At 63.6% G+C, this 17,953-nt stretch carries 18 protein-coding genes; 11 read left to right on the plus strand and 7 right to left on the minus strand.

What is annotated here, in order from left to right; all coding sequences use genetic code 11:
• Positions 1–1,130 (minus strand): cytochrome P450 (locus WA317_RS16005; RefSeq protein WP_425173962.1); only part of this gene is annotated, 1,130 nt, incomplete at its 3' end.
• 109 nt (positions 1,131–1,239) lie between these two features.
• Between WA317_RS16005 and WA317_RS16010 the strand changes: the two genes are divergently transcribed.
• Together WA317_RS16010 and WA317_RS16015 are read left to right on the plus strand one after the other, a co-directional pair.
• Entirely contained in the window at positions 1,240–1,899 is a 660-nt protein-coding gene (locus WA317_RS16010) for a TetR/AcrR family transcriptional regulator (RefSeq protein ID WP_425173963.1), read from the plus strand.
• A gap of 35 nt (positions 1,900–1,934) precedes the next feature.
• The gene (locus WA317_RS16015; RefSeq protein WP_425173964.1) at positions 1,935–2,795 is read left to right on the plus strand and encodes an SDR family oxidoreductase; all 861 of its coding nucleotides are present in this window, start codon (positions 1,935–1,937) and stop codon (positions 2,793–2,795) included.
• On the opposite strand, the gene WA317_RS16020 is transcribed toward WA317_RS16015, so the two are convergent.
• Positions 2,759–3,880, minus strand: coding sequence for a DNA polymerase IV (locus WA317_RS16020; protein WP_425173965.1), 1,122 nt, complete (start codon positions 3,878–3,880; stop codon positions 2,759–2,761). The two genes, WA317_RS16015 and WA317_RS16020, sit on opposite strands and share 37 nt — an antisense overlap.
• Positions 3,859–4,461: a TetR/AcrR family transcriptional regulator gene (locus tag WA317_RS16025; protein ID WP_425173966.1), complete on the minus strand. Its 603-nt coding sequence runs from the start codon at positions 4,459–4,461 to the stop codon at positions 3,859–3,861. Before WA317_RS16025 ends, WA317_RS16020 begins: the two co-directional genes overlap by 22 nt.
• Positions 4,462–4,551: 90 nt before the next feature.
• On the opposite strand from WA317_RS16025, the gene WA317_RS16030 reads away from it, so the two are divergent.
• The 8 genes from WA317_RS16030 to nrdF all read left to right on the plus strand — a co-directional run bounded on the left by WA317_RS16030 (position 4,552) and on the right by nrdF (position 14,257).
• Entirely contained in the window at positions 4,552–5,109 is a 558-nt protein-coding gene (locus tag WA317_RS16030; protein ID WP_425173967.1) for an NAD(P)H-dependent oxidoreductase, read from the plus strand.
• Positions 5,110–5,585: 476 nt separating this feature from the next.
• Complete coding sequence (locus WA317_RS16035) at positions 5,586–5,825, plus strand: redoxin NrdH (protein WP_425173968.1); 240 nt, start codon at positions 5,586–5,588, stop codon at positions 5,823–5,825.
• 32 nt (positions 5,826–5,857) lie between these two features.
• Positions 5,858–6,313: a class Ib ribonucleoside-diphosphate reductase assembly flavoprotein NrdI gene (nrdI, locus tag WA317_RS16040; protein WP_425173979.1), complete on the plus strand. Its 456-nt coding sequence runs from the start codon at positions 5,858–5,860 to the stop codon at positions 6,311–6,313.
• Positions 6,280–9,678 (plus strand): class 1b ribonucleoside-diphosphate reductase subunit alpha, encoded by a 3,399-nt coding sequence (gene nrdE, locus WA317_RS16045; protein ID WP_425173969.1) that lies wholly within the window; start codon positions 6,280–6,282, stop codon positions 9,676–9,678. Before nrdI ends, nrdE begins: the two co-directional genes overlap by 34 nt.
• A 135-nt stretch (positions 9,679–9,813) precedes the next feature.
• Complete coding sequence (locus WA317_RS16050; RefSeq protein ID WP_425173970.1) at positions 9,814–10,551, plus strand: TetR/AcrR family transcriptional regulator; 738 nt, start codon at positions 9,814–9,816, stop codon at positions 10,549–10,551.
• Positions 10,552–10,675: 124 nt separating this feature from the next.
• Complete coding sequence (locus tag WA317_RS16055) at positions 10,676–12,235, plus strand: flavin-containing monooxygenase (RefSeq protein ID WP_425173971.1); 1,560 nt, start codon at positions 10,676–10,678, stop codon at positions 12,233–12,235.
• Positions 12,236–12,331: 96 nt separating this feature from the next.
• Positions 12,332–13,132, plus strand: a complete 801-nt coding sequence (locus WA317_RS16060; RefSeq protein WP_425173972.1) for an alpha/beta fold hydrolase — start codon at positions 12,332–12,334, stop codon at positions 13,130–13,132.
• 150 nt (positions 13,133–13,282) lie between these two features.
• On the plus strand, positions 13,283–14,257 hold the full coding sequence (gene nrdF / locus WA317_RS16065; RefSeq protein WP_425173973.1) for a class 1b ribonucleoside-diphosphate reductase subunit beta: 975 nt from the start codon (positions 13,283–13,285) through the stop codon (positions 14,255–14,257).
• Positions 14,258–14,305: 48 nt separating this feature from the next.
• Here the strand turns inward: nrdF and WA317_RS16070 are convergent, their stop codons facing one another.
• The gene (locus WA317_RS16070) at positions 14,306–14,758 is read right to left on the minus strand and encodes a hypothetical protein (RefSeq protein ID WP_425173974.1); all 453 of its coding nucleotides are present in this window, start codon (positions 14,756–14,758) and stop codon (positions 14,306–14,308) included.
• Between the two features lie 277 nt (positions 14,759–15,035).
• The gene (locus WA317_RS16075; protein WP_425173975.1) at positions 15,036–15,236 is read right to left on the minus strand and encodes a hypothetical protein; all 201 of its coding nucleotides are present in this window, start codon (positions 15,234–15,236) and stop codon (positions 15,036–15,038) included.
• Positions 15,237–15,467: 231 nt separating this feature from the next.
• Here WA317_RS16075 and WA317_RS16080 point away from each other — a divergent pair, with 231 nt between their 5' ends.
• Positions 15,468–15,860, plus strand: coding sequence for a DUF3349 domain-containing protein (locus WA317_RS16080; protein ID WP_425173976.1), 393 nt, complete (start codon positions 15,468–15,470; stop codon positions 15,858–15,860).
• On the opposite strand, the gene WA317_RS16085 is transcribed toward WA317_RS16080, so the two are convergent.
• Complete coding sequence (locus tag WA317_RS16085; RefSeq protein WP_425173977.1) at positions 15,849–16,889, minus strand: NAD(P)-dependent alcohol dehydrogenase; 1,041 nt, start codon at positions 16,887–16,889, stop codon at positions 15,849–15,851. The genes WA317_RS16080 and WA317_RS16085 overlap by 12 nt on opposite strands.
• Positions 16,890–17,005: 116 nt before the next feature.
• On the minus strand, positions 17,006–17,953 hold a 948-nt coding region (locus tag WA317_RS16090; protein WP_425173978.1), incomplete at its 5' end, for an iron-siderophore ABC transporter substrate-binding protein.

Raw genomic sequence — 17,953 nt, forward strand, 5'->3', positions numbered from 1 at the left:
TGGCGCATCGCCCACTGCACCGGGGTCACGATCCTGATCGACTCGTTCATCACCAGGTCGAGCGACTCCAGCTTTTCCAGCGATTCGATGTCCAATGGTCCCTCGCCGAGCCGGTCGGACTCGTCACGGCAACGCTGCTGCCAGTGCGGATTCGCGGCCAGGTTGTAGACCATCGCTGTTGTGGTCGTGGTGGACGTGTCGTGCGCGGCCATCATCAGGAAAATCATGTGGTTGACGATGTCGGAGTCGGAGAACTTATTGCCGTCCTCGTCCTCGGTGTGGCACAACACCGTCAGCAGGTCGTTGCCGTCCTTGCCACGGCGCTCAGCGACGCGTTCGGCGAAATAGTCCTCCAACAGTTGCCGCGCCTTCAGGCCCCGCCACCACTTGAGCGGCGGCACGCTGGTGCGGATGATCGCATTGCCGGCTCGGACGGTGATGGTGAATGCCTTGTTCACCTTGGTCACCAGCTCATGGTCGGTGCCCGGCTCATGCCCCATGAACACCATTGAGGCGATGTCGAGAGTCAGCTCCTTCATCGCCGGATAGAGCAGGAAGCGCGCGTCGTCGGCGACCCAATCGTCGGCGATCACCTGTGACACGACCTGGTCCATCTGCTCGACGTATCCGACCAGCCGGGAGCGGACAAACGCCTCCTGCATGATCCGGCGGTGGAGCATGTGCTCGTCGAAGTCGAGCAGCATCAGGCCGCGGTGGAAGAACGGCCCGATCACCGGCACCCAGCCCTGCTGCGAGTAGTCCTTGTTGCGGTTGGAGTAGACAACCTGCGCGGCGTCGGGGCCCAGCGCCGCGACACCCGGCAGCACCGGTGAGTCCCCGAACACCACCGGACCCTTGGTCTGATACATGTGCATCAGGTAATCGGGTCCGCCGCGCAGCATCTCGATGATGTGGCCGATGACGGGCAGGCCCCGATCGCCGACGACCGGCTTCAGCCCGCTGCCGGGTGGCGGCTCCGCCAGGGTGTGCTCGGCAAAGTCGGTGTTCAACAGCCTGCGCTCGACGGCACCCATGCCCGGGAAATTGTTGAACGATGGGGTGAAGCGGCGGCGCGCTTGATCGAGAAGATAGTCCGTGGTGCTGATGGTGGCCTCGGGAACAGTTGGCATCGCGCACGCTCCTTCGCGTTTGTGGCGGCCGTCACTCTCCATCATCTTTCGATGCCACTTGACGGCTGTCAAGTTTCCTTTTCGCCCCGGCGTGGTGCAAGGTCGAACGGTGAGCACCCAGCGCGAGCCGCCGGTCGCCGCCGGCCACAACGGGTCCGCGTCGCTGCCCAAGCGGCGGGGTGACAGGCAGCGGCAGGCGATCCTGCGGGCGGTACGTGAGTTGCTGGAAGAGAAGCCCTTTGCGGAGCTGTCGGTCAGCACGATCAGCGATCGGGCCGGCGTCGCCCGCTCCGGCTTTTACTTTTATTTCGACTCGAAATACTCGGTGCTTGCCCAGATCCTGGCCGAGGCCACCCACGAACTGGAAGAACTCACTCAGTACTTCGCCCCCAGAGGCCCCGACGAGTCGCCTGCGGCTTTCGCGAAGCGGATGGTGGGCAGTGCCGCTGCGGTGTACGCGCACAACGATCCGGTGATGTCGGCGTGCAACGTCGCCCGCAACACCGACGCTGAGATCCGCGAAATTCTCGACCAGCAGGTCGACACGGTGATCGAGCAGGTCATCGGTGTCGTCGAAGAGGAATTCAAAGCCGGCACCGCCCATCCGATCAGCGACGACATCCCGGCCCTGGTTCGCACGCTGGCGGCGACCACCGCGCTGATGCTCTCCGGCGACGTCACCTTCTTAGGGCCCGACGCCGATGTCCAGCGCGGAGTGCGGGTACTGGAGCAGTTGTGGCTCAACGCGTTATGGGGCGGTCGCCGCTAGCGGGACAGTAACGGCACGCCGGTATCGTCACCGCCATGGCAAAGACGACGTTCGCGGGCAAGAGGTGTTTTCTCACCGGTGCGGCCAGTGGCATCGGTCGCGCCACCGCGCTGCGACTCGCCACCCACGGCGCCGAGCTCTACCTGACTGACCGCAACGCCGAGGCTCTGGCGGTGACCGTGGCCGACGCACGTGCGCTGGGCGCGACGGTGGCCGAGCACCGGGTTCTCGACGTCGTCAACTACGACGACGTCGCCTCGTTTGCCGAAGACATCCACGCGCGCCATCCGAGTATGGACGTCGTGATGAACATCGCCGGAGTATCCGCGTGGGGAACCGTCGACCGCCTTTCGCACGAGCAGTGGAACAAGATGGTGGCGATCAACCTGATGGGGCCGATTCACGTGATCGAATCGTTCCTGCCGGCGATGGTGGCGGCCGGCCGAGGTGGGCATCTGGTCAACGTGTCGTCGGCTGCCGGACTGGTTGCGCTGCCCTGGCATGCCGCCTATAGCGCGAGCAAGTTCGGCCTGCGCGGCCTTTCCGAAGTGCTTCGATTCGACTTGGCCCGGCACCGCATCGGAGTCTCGGTGGTGGTGCCCGGCGCGGTGAACACCCCGCTGGTGAACACCGTCGAAATCGCCGGCGTCAATCGCGAAGACCCCAGGGTGCGCCGCTGGGTGGACCGCTTCAGCGGCCATGCCGTGACACCGGAACGGGCGGCGGAGAAGATCCTGGCCGGTGTCGTGCGGAACCGGTTTCTGATCTATACCTCCGCCGACATCCGGGCGTTGTATGCGTTCAAGCGGCTGGCCTGGTGGCCTTACAGCATCGCGATGCGCCAGACCAACCGGGTCTTCTACCGGGCGCTGCGCCCCGCGGCGCCGTCGCGCTGACCCGCCGGGGCGTGTTGCGGCGGGTCCACCGGCGCCAGTTCGAGCCGTATCCCTAGCAGCCGGACAGGACGGTCTAGTTCGAATAGGTCGAGGATGCGCAACGCTGCGTCGACGACCGGCTCGGGATCGGTCGTCGGCTCGGCCAGTTTGCGAATCTTGGTCCGGGTGTAAAAGGTGGCGGTGCGGACTGTGACGGCCACCCGCGTGACGATCCGCGCCTGAGCAACGGCATCGCCAAGTGTCCGCTGCGCCAACGCGACGACGGCCGTCGCCATCTCGTCGCGGTCGGTGAGATCGTGCGGGAAGGTGACAACGTGGCTTCGGGATCGCGGCACCCACGGCTCGGCGCTCACCGAGGTGTCGCCGCCACCCTTGGCGAGCAGCAGCAGCCACAAACCGGTCCGCGGACCGAACGTCGAGGTGAGCAACTCCGCGTCGGTGTGAGCCAGCTGCCGAACACTCGTGACTTGCAGCCCGGCGAGCTTTTTCGCGGTCTTGGGACCGACTCCCCACAGCTCGTCGACCGGCCGGTCGCCCATCACCGTCATCCAGTTGGCGTCGGTGAGAGCAAAGACGCCGGCCGGCTTGGCGAAGCCGGTGGCGGCTTTGGCGCGCTGCTTGTTGTCGCTGATCCCGACCGAACACGACAGCCCGGTTTCCGAAGCGATGACCGCGCGGATCTGCTCGGCCACCGCGACGGGCTCCTGCCCGTCGGCGACTTTCACGTAGGCCTCATCCCAGCCCCAAACCTCCACCGGGTGTCCCACGTCCCGCAGCACGGCCATGACCTCCTCGGACGCAGCGTCGTACGCCGCGGGGTCAGACGCCAGGAACGTGGCTTCGGGACAGCGGCGTGCCGCCGCCCGCAGCGGCATGCCTGCACGTACACCGAATTCCCGAGCCGGATACGAAGCACAGGTGACGACCTTCCGGGGTTCGGTCGGGTCACCATTGCCGCCGACGATGACCGGCAGCCCGGCCAGTTCGGGGCGGCGACGCAACTCCACCGACGCCAGGAACTGGTCGAGGTCGACATGCAAGATCCAGTGGGATCCCGCTTCGGTTACCGGCCGCACAGCTTGCATGCCAGGCTTTCCCACGCAGCGCCCAACGTCTGCAGGGTATGACCGCGGTCGCATAACTGGTGGTCGACGTAGTCGGCGTCGAGCAGCACGAGCAGCGCGTCGGTCTGAGCATCCAGGTCACCCGTCGTTTCGGCCGCGGCCAGCAGCATCCGGATGTGCGTGCGGATCACCATCGCCGGTGCGTTGTAGCGGGTGTGCGGATCGCGATTGGCTTCTGAGAGCAGGACGTGATGGGTCTGCACGAAGCGCAGCCGTTCGCGGCCGAAGGCGAGCAGACGGTCCCGCGGCGGCGCATCGGGACCCAGTGGCGGGGACCCGAAAAGGAAAGCCTGTTGATTCGCGCGCTCGTCCTCGTCGAGGAGCACCATCATCAGGCCGGCCCGGTTGCCGAACCGGCGGAACACCGTTCCCTTCCCCACGCCCGCGGCGGCGGCGATGTCATCCATCGTGACGGCGTCGGCGCCCCGTTCGGAGATGAGCCGGCGCGCCGCATCGAGCAACAGCGCTCGATTGCGCGCCGCGTCGTTCCGCTCAGGGGGAGCCGATACAGCCAGCTCACCTATGCGGCCGGTGACGCTCATCAGTGCATACTATCGCGGTTGGAATAATCCGGACTGTGGTCCGGTTAGGCCGTGCGAGGATGTAGAACCACGGGCGAAGGGAAGCAGAAGATGGCGCAGATCAAAGTTCTGGCGTTGGTGGGCAGCTTGCGTGCCGCGTCGATCAACCGTCAGTTGGCCGAGCTGGCGGTGGCCGCCGCTCAGGACGATGTGCTCGTCACCGTCTTCGACGGGCTGGGGGACCTGCCGTTCTACAACGAGGACATTGACCCCGCGATGGGTGCCGAAATCGAGGGACCTGCGGCGGTGACCGCCCTGCGCGCCGCCGCCGCCGACGCCGACGCCGCGCTGGTCGTCACACCGGAGTACAACGGCAGCATTCCCGGCGTGGTCAAGAACGCGATCGACTGGCTGTCCCGGCCGTTCGGCAACGGCGCGTTGAAGGGCAAGCCGTTGGCAGTCATCGGCGGATCCCTGGGTCAGTACGGCGGAGTGTGGGCGCACGACGAGACTCGCAAGTCGTTCGGCATCGCCGGCGCCCGCGTCGTCGAGGCGATCAAGTTGTCGGTGCCGTTCAAATCGCTCAACGGCCAGCATCCGCGGGAGCACGCCGAGCTGGTCGCCAGCGTGCGTGACGTGGTGGGCAAGCTGGCCGCCGAGGTGAACTGAGACGGCGGTGACTCTGCCGATCTGTACGCCGCAGCGGCGTGTCGCGGATGACTTCGCAGAGTCGCCGGTTGGGCTTTGCTGAACGGATGTGCACGGTCTGCTTGTCGGTGCCGGGTGGTAGATACGATGATATGACGCCACCACCGCCGGACGTGAGCTGCGACACGCCGGAAGAGACGCTCGGCGCACCCTTACGACCAGGGAATTTCACGAATGTTGTTCAGAACATCTTGTATCTCTTCTGAATGTCACCCACTAGGTGTAGTGTTTTGGACACCGACAGACCCAGGTTCGCCAGGGTCGGCCGGGCCGCATCACCCGGCACCACGGTGCCGGGTGATGCGACTCCAAAGACAGGAATTCCGGGGGTCGACGGTCTCCTGAAGAGCAGTGCAGCAGCAGTACCCGAGTAGTTGCCAGTCCGTCCCTATGTCAGACATTGAAGTCCCACCTTGCGCAGAGGAGTCGCACTGCCGATGACGATCACCGTTTACACAAAGCCCGCCTGCGTGCAGTGCAACGCCACCTACAAAGCGATGGACAAGCAGGGCCTCACCTACGAGAAGGTGGACATCACTCTCGACTCCGAGGCCCGTGACTATGTCATGGCGCTGGGCTACCTCCAGGCTCCGATTGTGGTGGCCGGGAACGAGCACTGGTCGGGCTTCCGGCCGGATCGCATCAAGGCGCTCGCCGGCACGGCGCTCACCGCGTAATAGAAGGAGGACGGGTGGCCGGGGACGACCGGGTGGGCAATCTGGTGTATTTCTCCAGCGTGTCGGAGAACACCCACCGCTTCGTGCAGAAGCTGGGTGTTCCCGCCACGCGGATACCGCTGCACGACCGCATCGAGGTCGACGCGCCCTATGTGCTGGTGCTGCCCACCTACGGGGGCGGCCGTAGTAACCCAAACCTCGACCCGACGTCAAATGCCGGTGGCTATGTCCCCAAACAGGTCATCGCTTTCTTGAACGACGAACACAATCGAGGACTGCTGCGTGGCGTGATCGCCGCCGGCAACAACAACTTCGGGGCCGAGTTCGCCTACGCAGGCAACGTCGTCTCCGGCAAGTGCGGCGTTCCGTACCTCTACCGCTTCGAACTGATGGGAACCCCGGACGACGTGCAAGCCGTCCGGATGGGTCTGGCTGACTTCTGGAAGGACAAGACGTGCCACCAAGCGTCACAACTGCAGAGCCTGTAACAGTCGCCGGACACGGCACTCTACCCGGCGAGACGGATTACCACGCGCTCAACGCGATGCTGAATCTGTACGACGCGGACGGCAGGATCCAGTTCGAGAAGGACCACGAGGCCGCACACCAGTACTTCTTGCAGCACGTCAACCAGAACACCGTCTTCTTCCACAATCAGGACGAGAAGCTCGACTACCTGATCCGCGAGAACTATTACGAGCGTGAGGTTCTCGACCAGTATTCGCGCAACTTTGTCAAAACCCTGCTCGACCGGGCCTATGCGAAGAAGTTCCGCTTCCCGACCTTCCTTGGTGCGTTCAAGTACTACACCTCCTACACGTTGAAGACTTTCGACGGCAAGCGGTATCTCGAGCGCTTCGAGGACCGGGTGTGCATGGTGGCGCTCACGCTGGCAGCCGGCGACACGGCGCTGGCCGAGAAACTGGTCGACGAGATCATCGACGGCCGGTTCCAGCCGGCGACCCCGACGTTTCTCAACTCGGGCAAGAAGCAGCGCGGCGAGCCGGTGAGCTGCTTTCCAGCCGGAACTCCGGTGGATACGCCTGAAGGGCCAAAGGCGATCGAGATTCTGCGGCCCGGCGACCGGGTGCTGTCGCACGACGGGTCCTTCTCCGTAGTCGAATCCGTCGTCGAGAACCCCAATGACCAAGCCCTTGTCTCGATCTCACACTTTGGGCACAAAGAGCCGATTCGATGCACTCCGGAGCATCCGATCCTGGTGTGGACGACGCGCCAGGTGGAGAGTCTCATTGAAGGCGATGGTGCCGATCCTTTCAATGGATTCTTATGGCTAGCTGCCAAAGACGTTCACGCGGAAGACTTCATCGTGACAACGGCACCCCTGGAGCAACGTGAGCGGCGCGTATACGATCTGATGAAGTACGTCGGCTCAGGCGTGTACGAAGAGGTTGACGGGCTCATTCGCAAGGTGAACTCCGACGCGAAGCACCGCAGCAAGCAGCGTCACCGAATGGGCTTCGTCTCGGTGAACCGCTATGTCGAGGAGTCGTACGACCTCGGCCTCATCCTGGGTTGGTACGTATCGGAAGGCTACGTATCCAAGCGACCATGCTCGGACGGCATAACGCCCAACGGTATTCACTTCACGCTCGGCGCGCACGAACTTGAGTACCAGCAAGAGTTGGCCGCGGCGTTCAAGCGAGTGTTCGCGGCCGACCTCGCTGTCAACCCGAGTGTTTCGGACCACTCGGTTCGCATGGTGTGCAACAGCATGGTCGTGTCGTCGCTCTTCCTTTCCATGGTCGGAACTGGATACCGCTCGAAGCGTTTGTCACACGACGTCTTGACAGCTGATGAAGAGTTCCAGCGCGGACTGTTGGCAGGGTTGTTCCGCGGAGACGGGTGCTGCACCGCCGGCGGGATGGTGCTCGACCTGGTAAACCCGGAATTGATTGATCAAGTTCAGCTCATCGCGCGCCGGTTAGGAGTCGTGTCCAGAATCCGCCAGTACGTCAATCAAGCAGGCAACGCTACGGGTCAGCTGTTCGTCCCCGGGCTGCCCGGCACCAATGAAGAGTTCATTTTCGATGTCGGCAAGAACCTGCATAACTACGTGGGCCGAAAAGGATCGTCGCGAGATACTTACCAGGTCGTGCATGGGAGGCACGTATATGGAATCCGCGAAGTTAAGCGCACGCAGCAAGTCCCGGAGAAGGTGTACAACCTTCACGTAGAAGGCACGCATACCTACGCAATTCGTGGCGCGGTCGTGCACAATTGTTTTCTGCTGCGCATCGAGGACAACATGGAGTCGATCGGCCGTTCTATCAACTCCGCCTTACAGCTGTCCAAGCGCGGCGGGGGAGTGGCGCTGCTGCTGAGCAACATTCGCGAACACGGCGCGCCGATCAAGAACATCGAGAACCAGTCGTCCGGCGTCATCCCGATCATGAAGCTGCTCGAAGACTCGTTCTCCTACGCCAATCAGCTCGGCGCACGCCAGGGCGCGGGAGCGGTGTACCTGCAAGCCCACCACCCCGACATCTGTCGCTTCCTGGACACCAAGCGGGAAAACGCCGACGAGAAGATCCGCATCAAGACGTTGTCGCTGGGCGTGGTGATTCCCGACATCACGTTCGAGCTCGCCAAGCGCAACGACGACATGTACTTGTTCTCGCCCTACGACGTCGAGCGGGTGTACGGCGTGCCGTTCGCCGACATCTCGGTCACCGAGAAGTACTACGAAATGGTCGACGACGCCCGCATCCGCAAGACGAAAATCAAGGCGCGCGAATTCTTCCAGACGCTGGCTGAGCTGCAGTTCGAGTCGGGTTACCCGTACATCATGTACGAGGACACGGTCAACCGCGCCAACCCGGTCGAGGGCAAGATCACCCACTCCAATCTGTGCTCGGAGATCTTGCAGGTATCCACGCCGTCGCTGTTCAACGAGGATTTGAGCTACGCGAAGGTGGGCAAAGACATCTCGTGCAACCTGGGGTCGCTGAACATCGCCAAGACGATGGATTCACCGGACTTCCCGCAAAGCATCGAAGTGGCGATCCGCGCGTTGACCGCGGTGTCGGATCAGACTCACATCTGGTCGGTTCCGTCAATTGAGCAGGGCAACAACGACTCTCACGCGATCGGCCTCGGCCAGATGAATCTGCACGGCTACCTGGCCCGGGAACGGATCTTCTACGGTTCAGAAGAGGGCGTCGACTTCACCAACCTTTATTTCTACACCGTTCTCTACCATGCACTGCGGGCGTCGAACCGCATCGCGATCGAACGGGGTACGCGCTTCAAGGGCTTCGAGCGGTCGAAATACGCGTCGGGGGAGTTCTTCGACAAATACACCGAGCAGGCGTGGGAACCACAGACTGCCAGGGTGCGGGAGTTGTTCGCTGACGCCGGGATTCGCATCCCGAACCAGGATGACTGGCGGCGGTTGAAGGAGTCGGTGCAGGCGCACGGCATTTACAACCAGAACCTGCAGGCGGTGCCCCCCACCGGGTCGATTTCCTACATCAACCACTCGACGTCGTCGATTCACCCGATCGTGTCCAAGGTCGAGATTCGCAAGGAGGGCAAGATCGGCCGGGTCTACTACCCGGCGCCCTACATGACCAACGACAACCTGGAGTACTACCAGGATGCCTATGAGATCGGCTACGAAAAGATCATCGACACCTACGCCGCCGCCACTCAGCATGTGGATCAAGGTCTTTCGCTGACGCTGTTCTTCAAAGACACCGCGACTACCCGCGATGTGAACAAGGCGCAGATCTATGCGTGGCGCAAGGGCATCAAGACGTTGTACTACATCCGGTTGCGCCAGATGGCGCTGGAAGGTACCGAGGTCGAGGGCTGCGTGTCCTGCATGCTGTAGGGCCGTCCGGCTTCACCACGGACTTCCTGAGCCAACTGGCCGGGTTGTTCTACCAACGAAAAAGTGAATCACTCACTTGGCGGTAGCCAAATCGGTCTGCCCAGGTCAGTGGCTGCGAGGCGGTAAGGTGCTTGCGTGAGAGTTGGCTTACCCAGATCCGGTGCTGATGCCGGCGTGAAGGTCGACGCCCGCAGCGAACGCTGGCGCGAGCACCGCAAGAAGGTGCGCGGGGAGATCGTCGAGGCGGCCTTCCGCGCAATCGACCGGCAAGGCCCCGACGTCAGCGTGCGCGAGATCGCCGAGGAGGCTGGCACCGCCAAGCCGAAAATCTACCGCCACTTTGTCGACAAGTCCGACTTGTTTCAGGCGATCGGGGAACGCCTGCGCGACATGCTGTGGGCGGCGATCTTCCCGTCGATCGACTTCAAAACGAACTCGGCCCGTGAGGTGATCGGCCGCAGCGTCGAGGAATACGTGAAGCTCGTCGATCAGCATCCCAACGTGGTGCGGTTCTTCATTCAGGGGCGCTTCCCCGAACAGTCCGAGGCCACGATGCGCACCCTCAACGAGGGTCGCGAGATCACCCTGACGATGGCCGCGATGTTCGACAACGAATTGCGGGAGGTGCAGTTGGACCGCGCCGCTATCGAACTCGCCGCCTTCGCTGCGTTCGGGTCGGCCCAGTCGACCACCGATTGGTGGCTGGGGCCTGAACCCGATAGCCCTCGCCGCATGCCACGCGACGAATTCGTCGCTCACCTGACGACGATCATGATGGGCGTCATCAACGGCACCGCCGAGGTGCTCGGCATCAAGATGGACCCAGACCTGCCCATTCACGCCGCGGCCCCGCGCAATCCGGCGGCCACCTGAGGCTGCCGTTGACACGACCCTTACGATCGACGACACTTCCCAGTACCCGAGGTACTGGGTACTTGCGCCGATGCCGGCGAGCGTGAAGATTGAGCGAAATACCCGAGCAGAAAGACGATCCGCAATGACTGTTGCCGAGTCGACGCACCAGCCCGCGTCGCAGGCACCGCCGATCCATACCCGCGCCCTCATCATCGGCACCGGTTTCTCCGGACTGGGGATGGCCATCGCCTTGCAGAAGCAAGGTGTCGAATTCGTCATCTTGGAAAAAGCCGACGACATCGGGGGCACCTGGCGCGACAACAGCTACCCCGGTTGCGCATGCGACATACCGTCGCATCTGTACTCGTTCTCCTTCGAGCCCAAACCGGACTGGAAGCATCTGTTCTCCTACCAGGAGGAGATCTGGGATTACCTCAGAGGTGTGACCGAGAAATACGGGCTGCGCCGCCACATGGTGTTCGGCTCACTGGTCGACCGCGCGCACTGGGACGACGAGGAATACCGCTGGCATGTATTCACCGCTGACGGCCGTGAATACGTAACGCAGTTCCTGATATCCGGGGCCGGCGCACTACACATCCCATCCACACCCGACATCGACGGCCGAGACGAATTCCGCGGCGCCGCTTTCCATTCCGCCGAATGGAACCATGGTGTCGATCTGGCCGGCAAGCGGGTCGCGGTGATCGGCACCGGCGCCAGCGCCATCCAGCTCGTGCCGGAGATCGTCGGCAAGGTCGCCGAATTACAGCTTTACCAACGCACTCCGGCGTGGGTGGTGCCGCGAACCAACGAAGAAGTGCCCGAATTCGTGCGGAGCGCGCTGACCAACGTGCCCGGGCTGCGCGCAGCGCTGCGGGTCGGCATCTACTGGGCTCAAGAAGCGCTGGCTTACGGCATGACCAAACGCCCGAATATTCTCAAAGTGGCTGAGGCACTTGTTAAATGGAATATCCGTCGGTCGGTGAAAGATCGCGATCTGCGCCGCAAACTCGTACCGCACTACCGCATCGGGTGTAAACGAATACTGAATTCCTCCACTTATTACCCGGCCGTGGCGGATCCGAAGACTGAGCTGATCACCGACAGCATCGAGCGGATCACGCCCGACGGAATCGTCACCGCCGACGGGACCGGCCGGGAGGCCTTCCGAGAAGTGGATGTGATCGTGTTCGCCACCGGCTTCCACGTCACCGACTCCTACACCTACGTCCAAATCAAGGGACTGCGCGGCGAGGACCTCGTTGACCGTTGGAACCGCGAGGGTCTCGGCTCGCACCGCGGGATCACTTTCGCCGACGTGCCCAACCTGTTCTTCCTGCTCGGGCCCAACACCGGGCTGGGCCACAACTCGGTGGTGTTCATGATCGAGTCGCAGATCCGCTATGTCGCTGAGGCGATTGCGGCGTGCGACCGGCTCGACGCGCAGGCGCTGGCACCCACCCGCAGCGCCCAGGATCGGTTCAACGAGGAACTACAGCACAAGCTGGCCGGTTCGGTGTGGAACACCGGCGGCTGCAACAGCTGGTATCTCGACGAGCACGGCAACAACAGGGTGCTCTGGGGCGGCTACACGTGGCAGTACTGGCTGGGCACCCGCTCGCTGAAACCGGCCGAGTACCGATTCTTCGGCGTGGGCACCGGTTCGCCGGCCAATAGGCCGGCGGCTGCTCTCGGCTGATCGCCCCACCCGGTTGAGTCGGGACGGACTGGGTAACCGGTGCGCCATGTGTTTGGGTGTCAAGGTCAGGTGAGCGCGGACGAAGCAGCGCGGCAAATGGCTTTCGCCCGCCACGGATCGGGTGAGCCGCTGCTGCTGATCCACGGGTTGGGGTCGAGCCGGCGCACCTGGGAACCGGTCCTGCCGATGCTGTCCGCCCAGCGCGAAGTAATCGCCGTCGACCTGCCGGGTTTCGGGGACAGTCCGGCACTGAGCGACGAGGTGACCATCGCGGCGCTCACCGACGCGGTCGAAGCCTTCATCGCCGAACACCACCTGGTTGCGGTCGACGTCGTCGGCAGTTCGATGGGCGCGCGGATGGCGCTGGAGCTGGCCCGGCGCGGCCACGCCGGTTCCGTCGTCGCACTCGATCCGGGCGGTTTCTGGACGGACAGGCAGGTCAAGGTTTTCGCCCTCACGATCGGAGCCTCGATCGCGCTGGTGCGGCGCATCCAGCCGCTGTTGCCGGTGCTGGCCCGCAGCCGAGCCGGCCGAACCGCATTGCTGCTGCAGTTCTCCGCCAAGCCGTGGCGATTGCCGCGCGGCCTGGTGCTGCAAGAACTGAACAGCATCGCGCGCTCGCCCGGCACCGATGCGGCTTTTCGCGCGCTGGTTCACGGGCCGAAACAGCAAGGCGCACGGATTGGTTCGCTCAAGGGTCGGGTGACCATCGGGTGGGGCCGAAACGATCGGGTGACCGCAGCCAGTCAGGCGCAGCGCGCCCAGAACCTCTTCCCGGATGCGGCGTTGCACTGGTTCGACGACTGCGGTCATTTTCCGCACTGGGACCAGCCAGGCGACGCGGCTCGACTGATCCTGGAAGCCACCGAGCCGACGGCCGCCCAGCTCGGACCATGAGGTGATCCGGCCCACGTTAGGCGACACGAAACACAACACCTGGTGTTCCATCCGGTTGTCGGGCCCTAGGGGTAGCGTTCAGTTGCGAGCCGCACAGGCTCTCGCAAGGCTTTGCATACATGGCGTTTCACCTGGCGAAGTGGGGTTCTGGTGACCGAAAGATTGAAGCTGGTCGATCGGGTGTCGGCGATCAACTGGAACCGGCTGCAAGACGAGAAGGATGCCGAGGTCTGGGAGCGGCTGACCGGCAACTTCTGGCTGCCCGAGAAGGTGCCGGTGTCCAACGACATCCCGTCCTGGAGCACGCTGACGGCGAGCGAAAAGCAGCTGACGATGCGGGTTTTCACCGGACTGACACTGCTGGACACCATTCAGGGCACGGTCGGGGCAGTCAGCTTGATCCCCGATGCACTGACGCCGCACGAGGAAGCCGTCTACACCAACATCGCGTTCATGGAATCCGTGCACGCCAAGAGCTACAGCTCGATCTTCTCGACGCTGTGCTCCAGCGCGGAGATCGACGATGCCTTCCGCTGGTCGGAGGAGAACCCCAACCTCCAGCGCAAGGCCGAGATCGTCATGCAGTACTACCGCGGCGACGAGCCGCTCAAGCGCAAGGTGGCCTCCACGCTGTTGGAGAGTTTCTTGTTCTACTCCGGGTTCTATCTGCCGATGTACTGGTCGAGCCGGGCGAAGCTGACCAACACCGCCGACATGATCAGGCTGATCATCCGTGACGAGGCTGTGCACGGCTACTACATCGGCTACAAATTCCAGCGCGGGCTGGCGCTGGAAGACGAGCTCAAGCGGGCCGAACTCAAGGACTACACCTACGAGTTGCTCTTCGAGCTCTACGACAACGAGGTGGAGTACACCCAGGACCTCTATGACGAGGTCGGACTGACCGAGGACGTCAAGAAGTTCCTGCGCTACAACGCCAACAAGGCGTTGATGAACCTTGGGTATGAGGCGTTGTTCCCCCGCGACGAGACCGATGTGAACCCGGCAATCCTGTCGGCGTTGTCACCGAACGCCGACGAGAACCACGATTTCTTCTCCGGCTCCGGGTCGTCGTACGTGATCGGCAAAGCCGTCGTCACCGAGGACGAGGACTGGGACTTCTGAACCCGCGATTCAGGGCTGCAACTGTAAGCCGCTTACTACTCGAGTGCCTCACTCGGGCGCACTAGCCCTCGCATCGCGCACGATGCGACGAGCTTCGCCTTCTGTGGATTCGAGGCCGGCATCGGTTATTTGGCGCTGAACCGCTTGCACCGCCTCATCCTCGCTGACGTCGTCGAGAACCTCGATCCGCCGCTGTTCAAAATTTTCCCGCTGAGTCAGTTGCTCGCGCTGAGCTTCGGCTTGCTCAAGCACCTCTGTGACGACGCCGCCCGGTTTCACATGCTCAGAGACGTTCAGCTCCCCGTTGACATCGTCTGCTGCGGCGAGGATCCGCCCCCGCCAGGCCTCGTCAAGGTCGAGGCGTACCGAGCCCGCACATCCGGGGCACTCGAGGTCGTAGGCGAAGACGTCGCCGCCGCGCCCAACGAACTCGGTCGGCTGGCCTCCGGTGGCGGTGTGGATTGTGATGCTCTCGGGCGAGCCGCCGTGCCAGGCGGCCACTCCGATCGTTCTGGGGTCGTGCAGTCCGACCGCATCGGTACCAGTGCAGACTATGCGTACGCGAGAGTCCGGCTCGAGGTTCATTCGCGTCCCCCAATCGACCTCTTGACGTTAGCAGGGCGTACGGCATCGGGCTTAGCCTCTCAAGACCTGCCCGCAGTCGCCGATGAGAACCGCGGATCCGCTCCGGATCGGGGTCCTCGTACGTGACCGGCAAGCCGTCGTCACCGAGGGCGAGGACTGGGACTTTTGAAGACTTAAGTCATTGCCCTGTGCGTCATTGCCATTGCATCATCTCCCCGAGCGCGTCGCTCACCTTCTCTGCGATTTGCTTGGCGCTGCCCTTGGCCTTCAGGTTTGGCCCTTCGGCCATGATGACGTCCGCGTACTGGTCGAAGCCTGATTCCGATGCCACGGTCACGACATGCCTGGGGGCGATGTAGACCTTTTGGCCACTGGGGACTGTGATCTCCAGCATCAATGCCCTCTCTGTTGTGGTTGAGCCGGTAACGGCAATCCGTTAACCCCTACCTCGCCTGCCACGTGGTGTCCACAGTTTCCGGCTTGAAGCTGCGCCTGGGCCGTAGCGGCGGCCGCCCCATATCGTCGCTGGTGGAGGATCCGGATATTTCCGTGAATGGGGCGTGAATTGTGCAATTACTCCAGCGCGTCAGTGGCGCGGCTGTCGCCCAGCCGCGAAACTGAGGGAGTGGCGATAACCCCAGCTTCTACTGTCGCGTTCTTCAAGTCAGTGGTGCGGTGGCTGCAGGTCGGCTACCCCGACGGCGTTCCTGGCCCGGACCGGCTCGCGCTGCTGGCGCTGCTGCGCAGTACACCGTTGACCGAAGAGCAGATCACCGAGGTCGTCGACGCCATCGACGAGGAAGACCTGTCGAACGGCAAGGTCGACCGCGACGTAATCGCCGACTTCATCTCCGACATGACGCACTACGACGCAGGTCCGGAGAACATCGCCCGGGTCGCGGCGCGATTGGCTGCCGCCGGTTGGCCGCTCGCGGGTATTGACGACGTCTCAGACGAAAGCGGCGACGAACATGCGGCTAACGGCGAGGCGGCTCCGAAGGCTGCCTCACAAGGTTGACGCGTCGAGGACGAATCGATACCGAACGTCGCTGGCCACCACCCGCTCGTAGGCCTCATTGACGTAATCCGGCGCGATCACCTCAATCTCGGGTGTGACCCCGTGCTCGGCGCAGAAGTCGAGCATCTCCTGGGTTTCGGCGATGCCGCCGATGTTCGACCCGGACAGGCTGCGCCGCATCAGCGCGAGCGGGAAGGCGGGCACCGGCATCGGATGCTCGGGGATACCGAGTTCGACGAGCGTGCCGTCGACGTCCAGCAGGTTCAGATAGTCACCGAGGCTCAGGTTCGCGGACACGGTGTTCAAGATCAATTCGAAGCTGCCGCGCAGATTGCGAAAGGTTTCGCGGTCCGAGGTCGCGTAGTAGTGGCTGGCGCCCAGGCGCAGGCCGTCTTCCATCTTCTTCAGCGACTGGGACAACACCGTCACATCGGCCCCCATCGCGGCGCCGAGCTTGACACCCATGTGTCCCAGCCCGCCCAGGCCAATTACCGCGATGCGTTTGCCCGGTCCGGCATTCCAGTGCCGCAGCGGTGAGTACAGGGTGATGCCGGCGCACAGCAGCGGCGCGGCAGCGTCCAGCGGCAACGAGTCCGGGATGCGCAGCACGTAGTTCTCGTCGACCACGATCGCCTGGCTGTAGCCGCCCTGGGTCTGCTGGCCGTCCCGACCGATCGCGTTGTAGGTGGTCGTCATCCCACGTTTGCAGTACTGCTCCAGGCCGGCCAGGCAGCTGCTGCACTCGCGACAGGAGTCGACGAAACATCCCACGCCGACACGGTCGCCGACCTTGTGCTTGGTTACCTCCGAGCCGACGGCGGCTACCACGCCGGCGATCTCGTGACCGGGAACGACCGGATAGGTCGGTGTGCCCCATTCGGCGCGCACAGTGTGGATGTCCGAGTGGCAGATCCCGGCGAACTTGATCTCGATCGCCACATCATGCGGACCGGGAGTGCGGCGCTCGATCGTGATCTTCGTCAAGGGTTCAGCCGGTGAGGTAGCGGCGTAAGCAGAAACAGTCGTCATCAGCATCCCTTGTCGAACCAGTCGATTTACATAGAAAAGCTTAGCTAAGGTAAAGGTTTCGGGCACCGTAATTTCAGACACACCGGGGGCAGGGCAGTCGGCCTGCGGCCGATGGCCTAATTGATCGGGGCGTTGATCAAGTGCAGGTCGTCGAGGATGCCGCGGGCGGCGACCACGCCCTGCCCGGTCTGCCACACCTCGTTGTTGACGATGAACACGCGGTTGTCGCGGGTCGCGGAAAGCCGCCGCCAGGCGTTGCTGTCCAACACGGTCGGCGCGCGGTTCTTGGCGGCCGGCGAGGCGAAGGATACGTAGACGACGTCGGCGTCGGCCGCCGAGAAGTCCGTGGCTCCGGCCAGATCGGCGTCGCCCGCGGCGATTTCGGCATACGGCTTGTCGATGAATCGCTGCGAGCCGGGCCGATCCACCCCCACTGCCCGAAGCACACTCGCCGGAAAATTGTTGGCGCCGTAGACCCGCACCGTCTTATCGGTCAGCTGGACGATCGACACTTGATAGTGGGCGGCATCGTGCGCGGCACCGGTCTGATCGGCCTTGGCCTGGAAGTCGTTGATCACCTCGTCGGCGGCTGCGGCGCGCGCGGTCGCGGCCCCCACACCACGCAAGTTGTCCTGCCAGGCGGCACCGGGTGGCCCCGTGAACACCGTCGGGGCGATCGCGGCCAGCGCTGAATACAACTGCGGCGTCAAGGCGGCCGAGCCGACAATCAGATCCGGCTTCGCGGCCGCGACGGCCGGCAGGTTGGGCGCATTGCGGCTGCCGACGCCGGGCAGCTGATGGATGACGGTGCCCAGATAGGACGGCTGGCTCTCCGAGCCGTCGGGCAGTGCGGCGTCGACGATCCGGGACTGCAGACCCAACGCGCACAAGTTGTCGAGTTGGTCACCGGATAGCACCACGATGCGCTGCGGATCGGCGGGAACCTGCTCCGTCGGCGGGTTCACTCCCTCGGCGTTGGGCGCCGACCGCATCGGCGGGCCGGGGTCCGCTGCGGCAGGCTGCGGCGCGCACGACTCGTCGGGTCGGCGGGCGTTGCCCAGCAC

Source organism: Mycobacterium sp. (assembly GCF_049802695.1).
In the GTDB taxonomy this organism is placed as follows: Bacteria; Actinomycetota; Actinomycetes; order Mycobacteriales; family Mycobacteriaceae; genus Mycobacterium.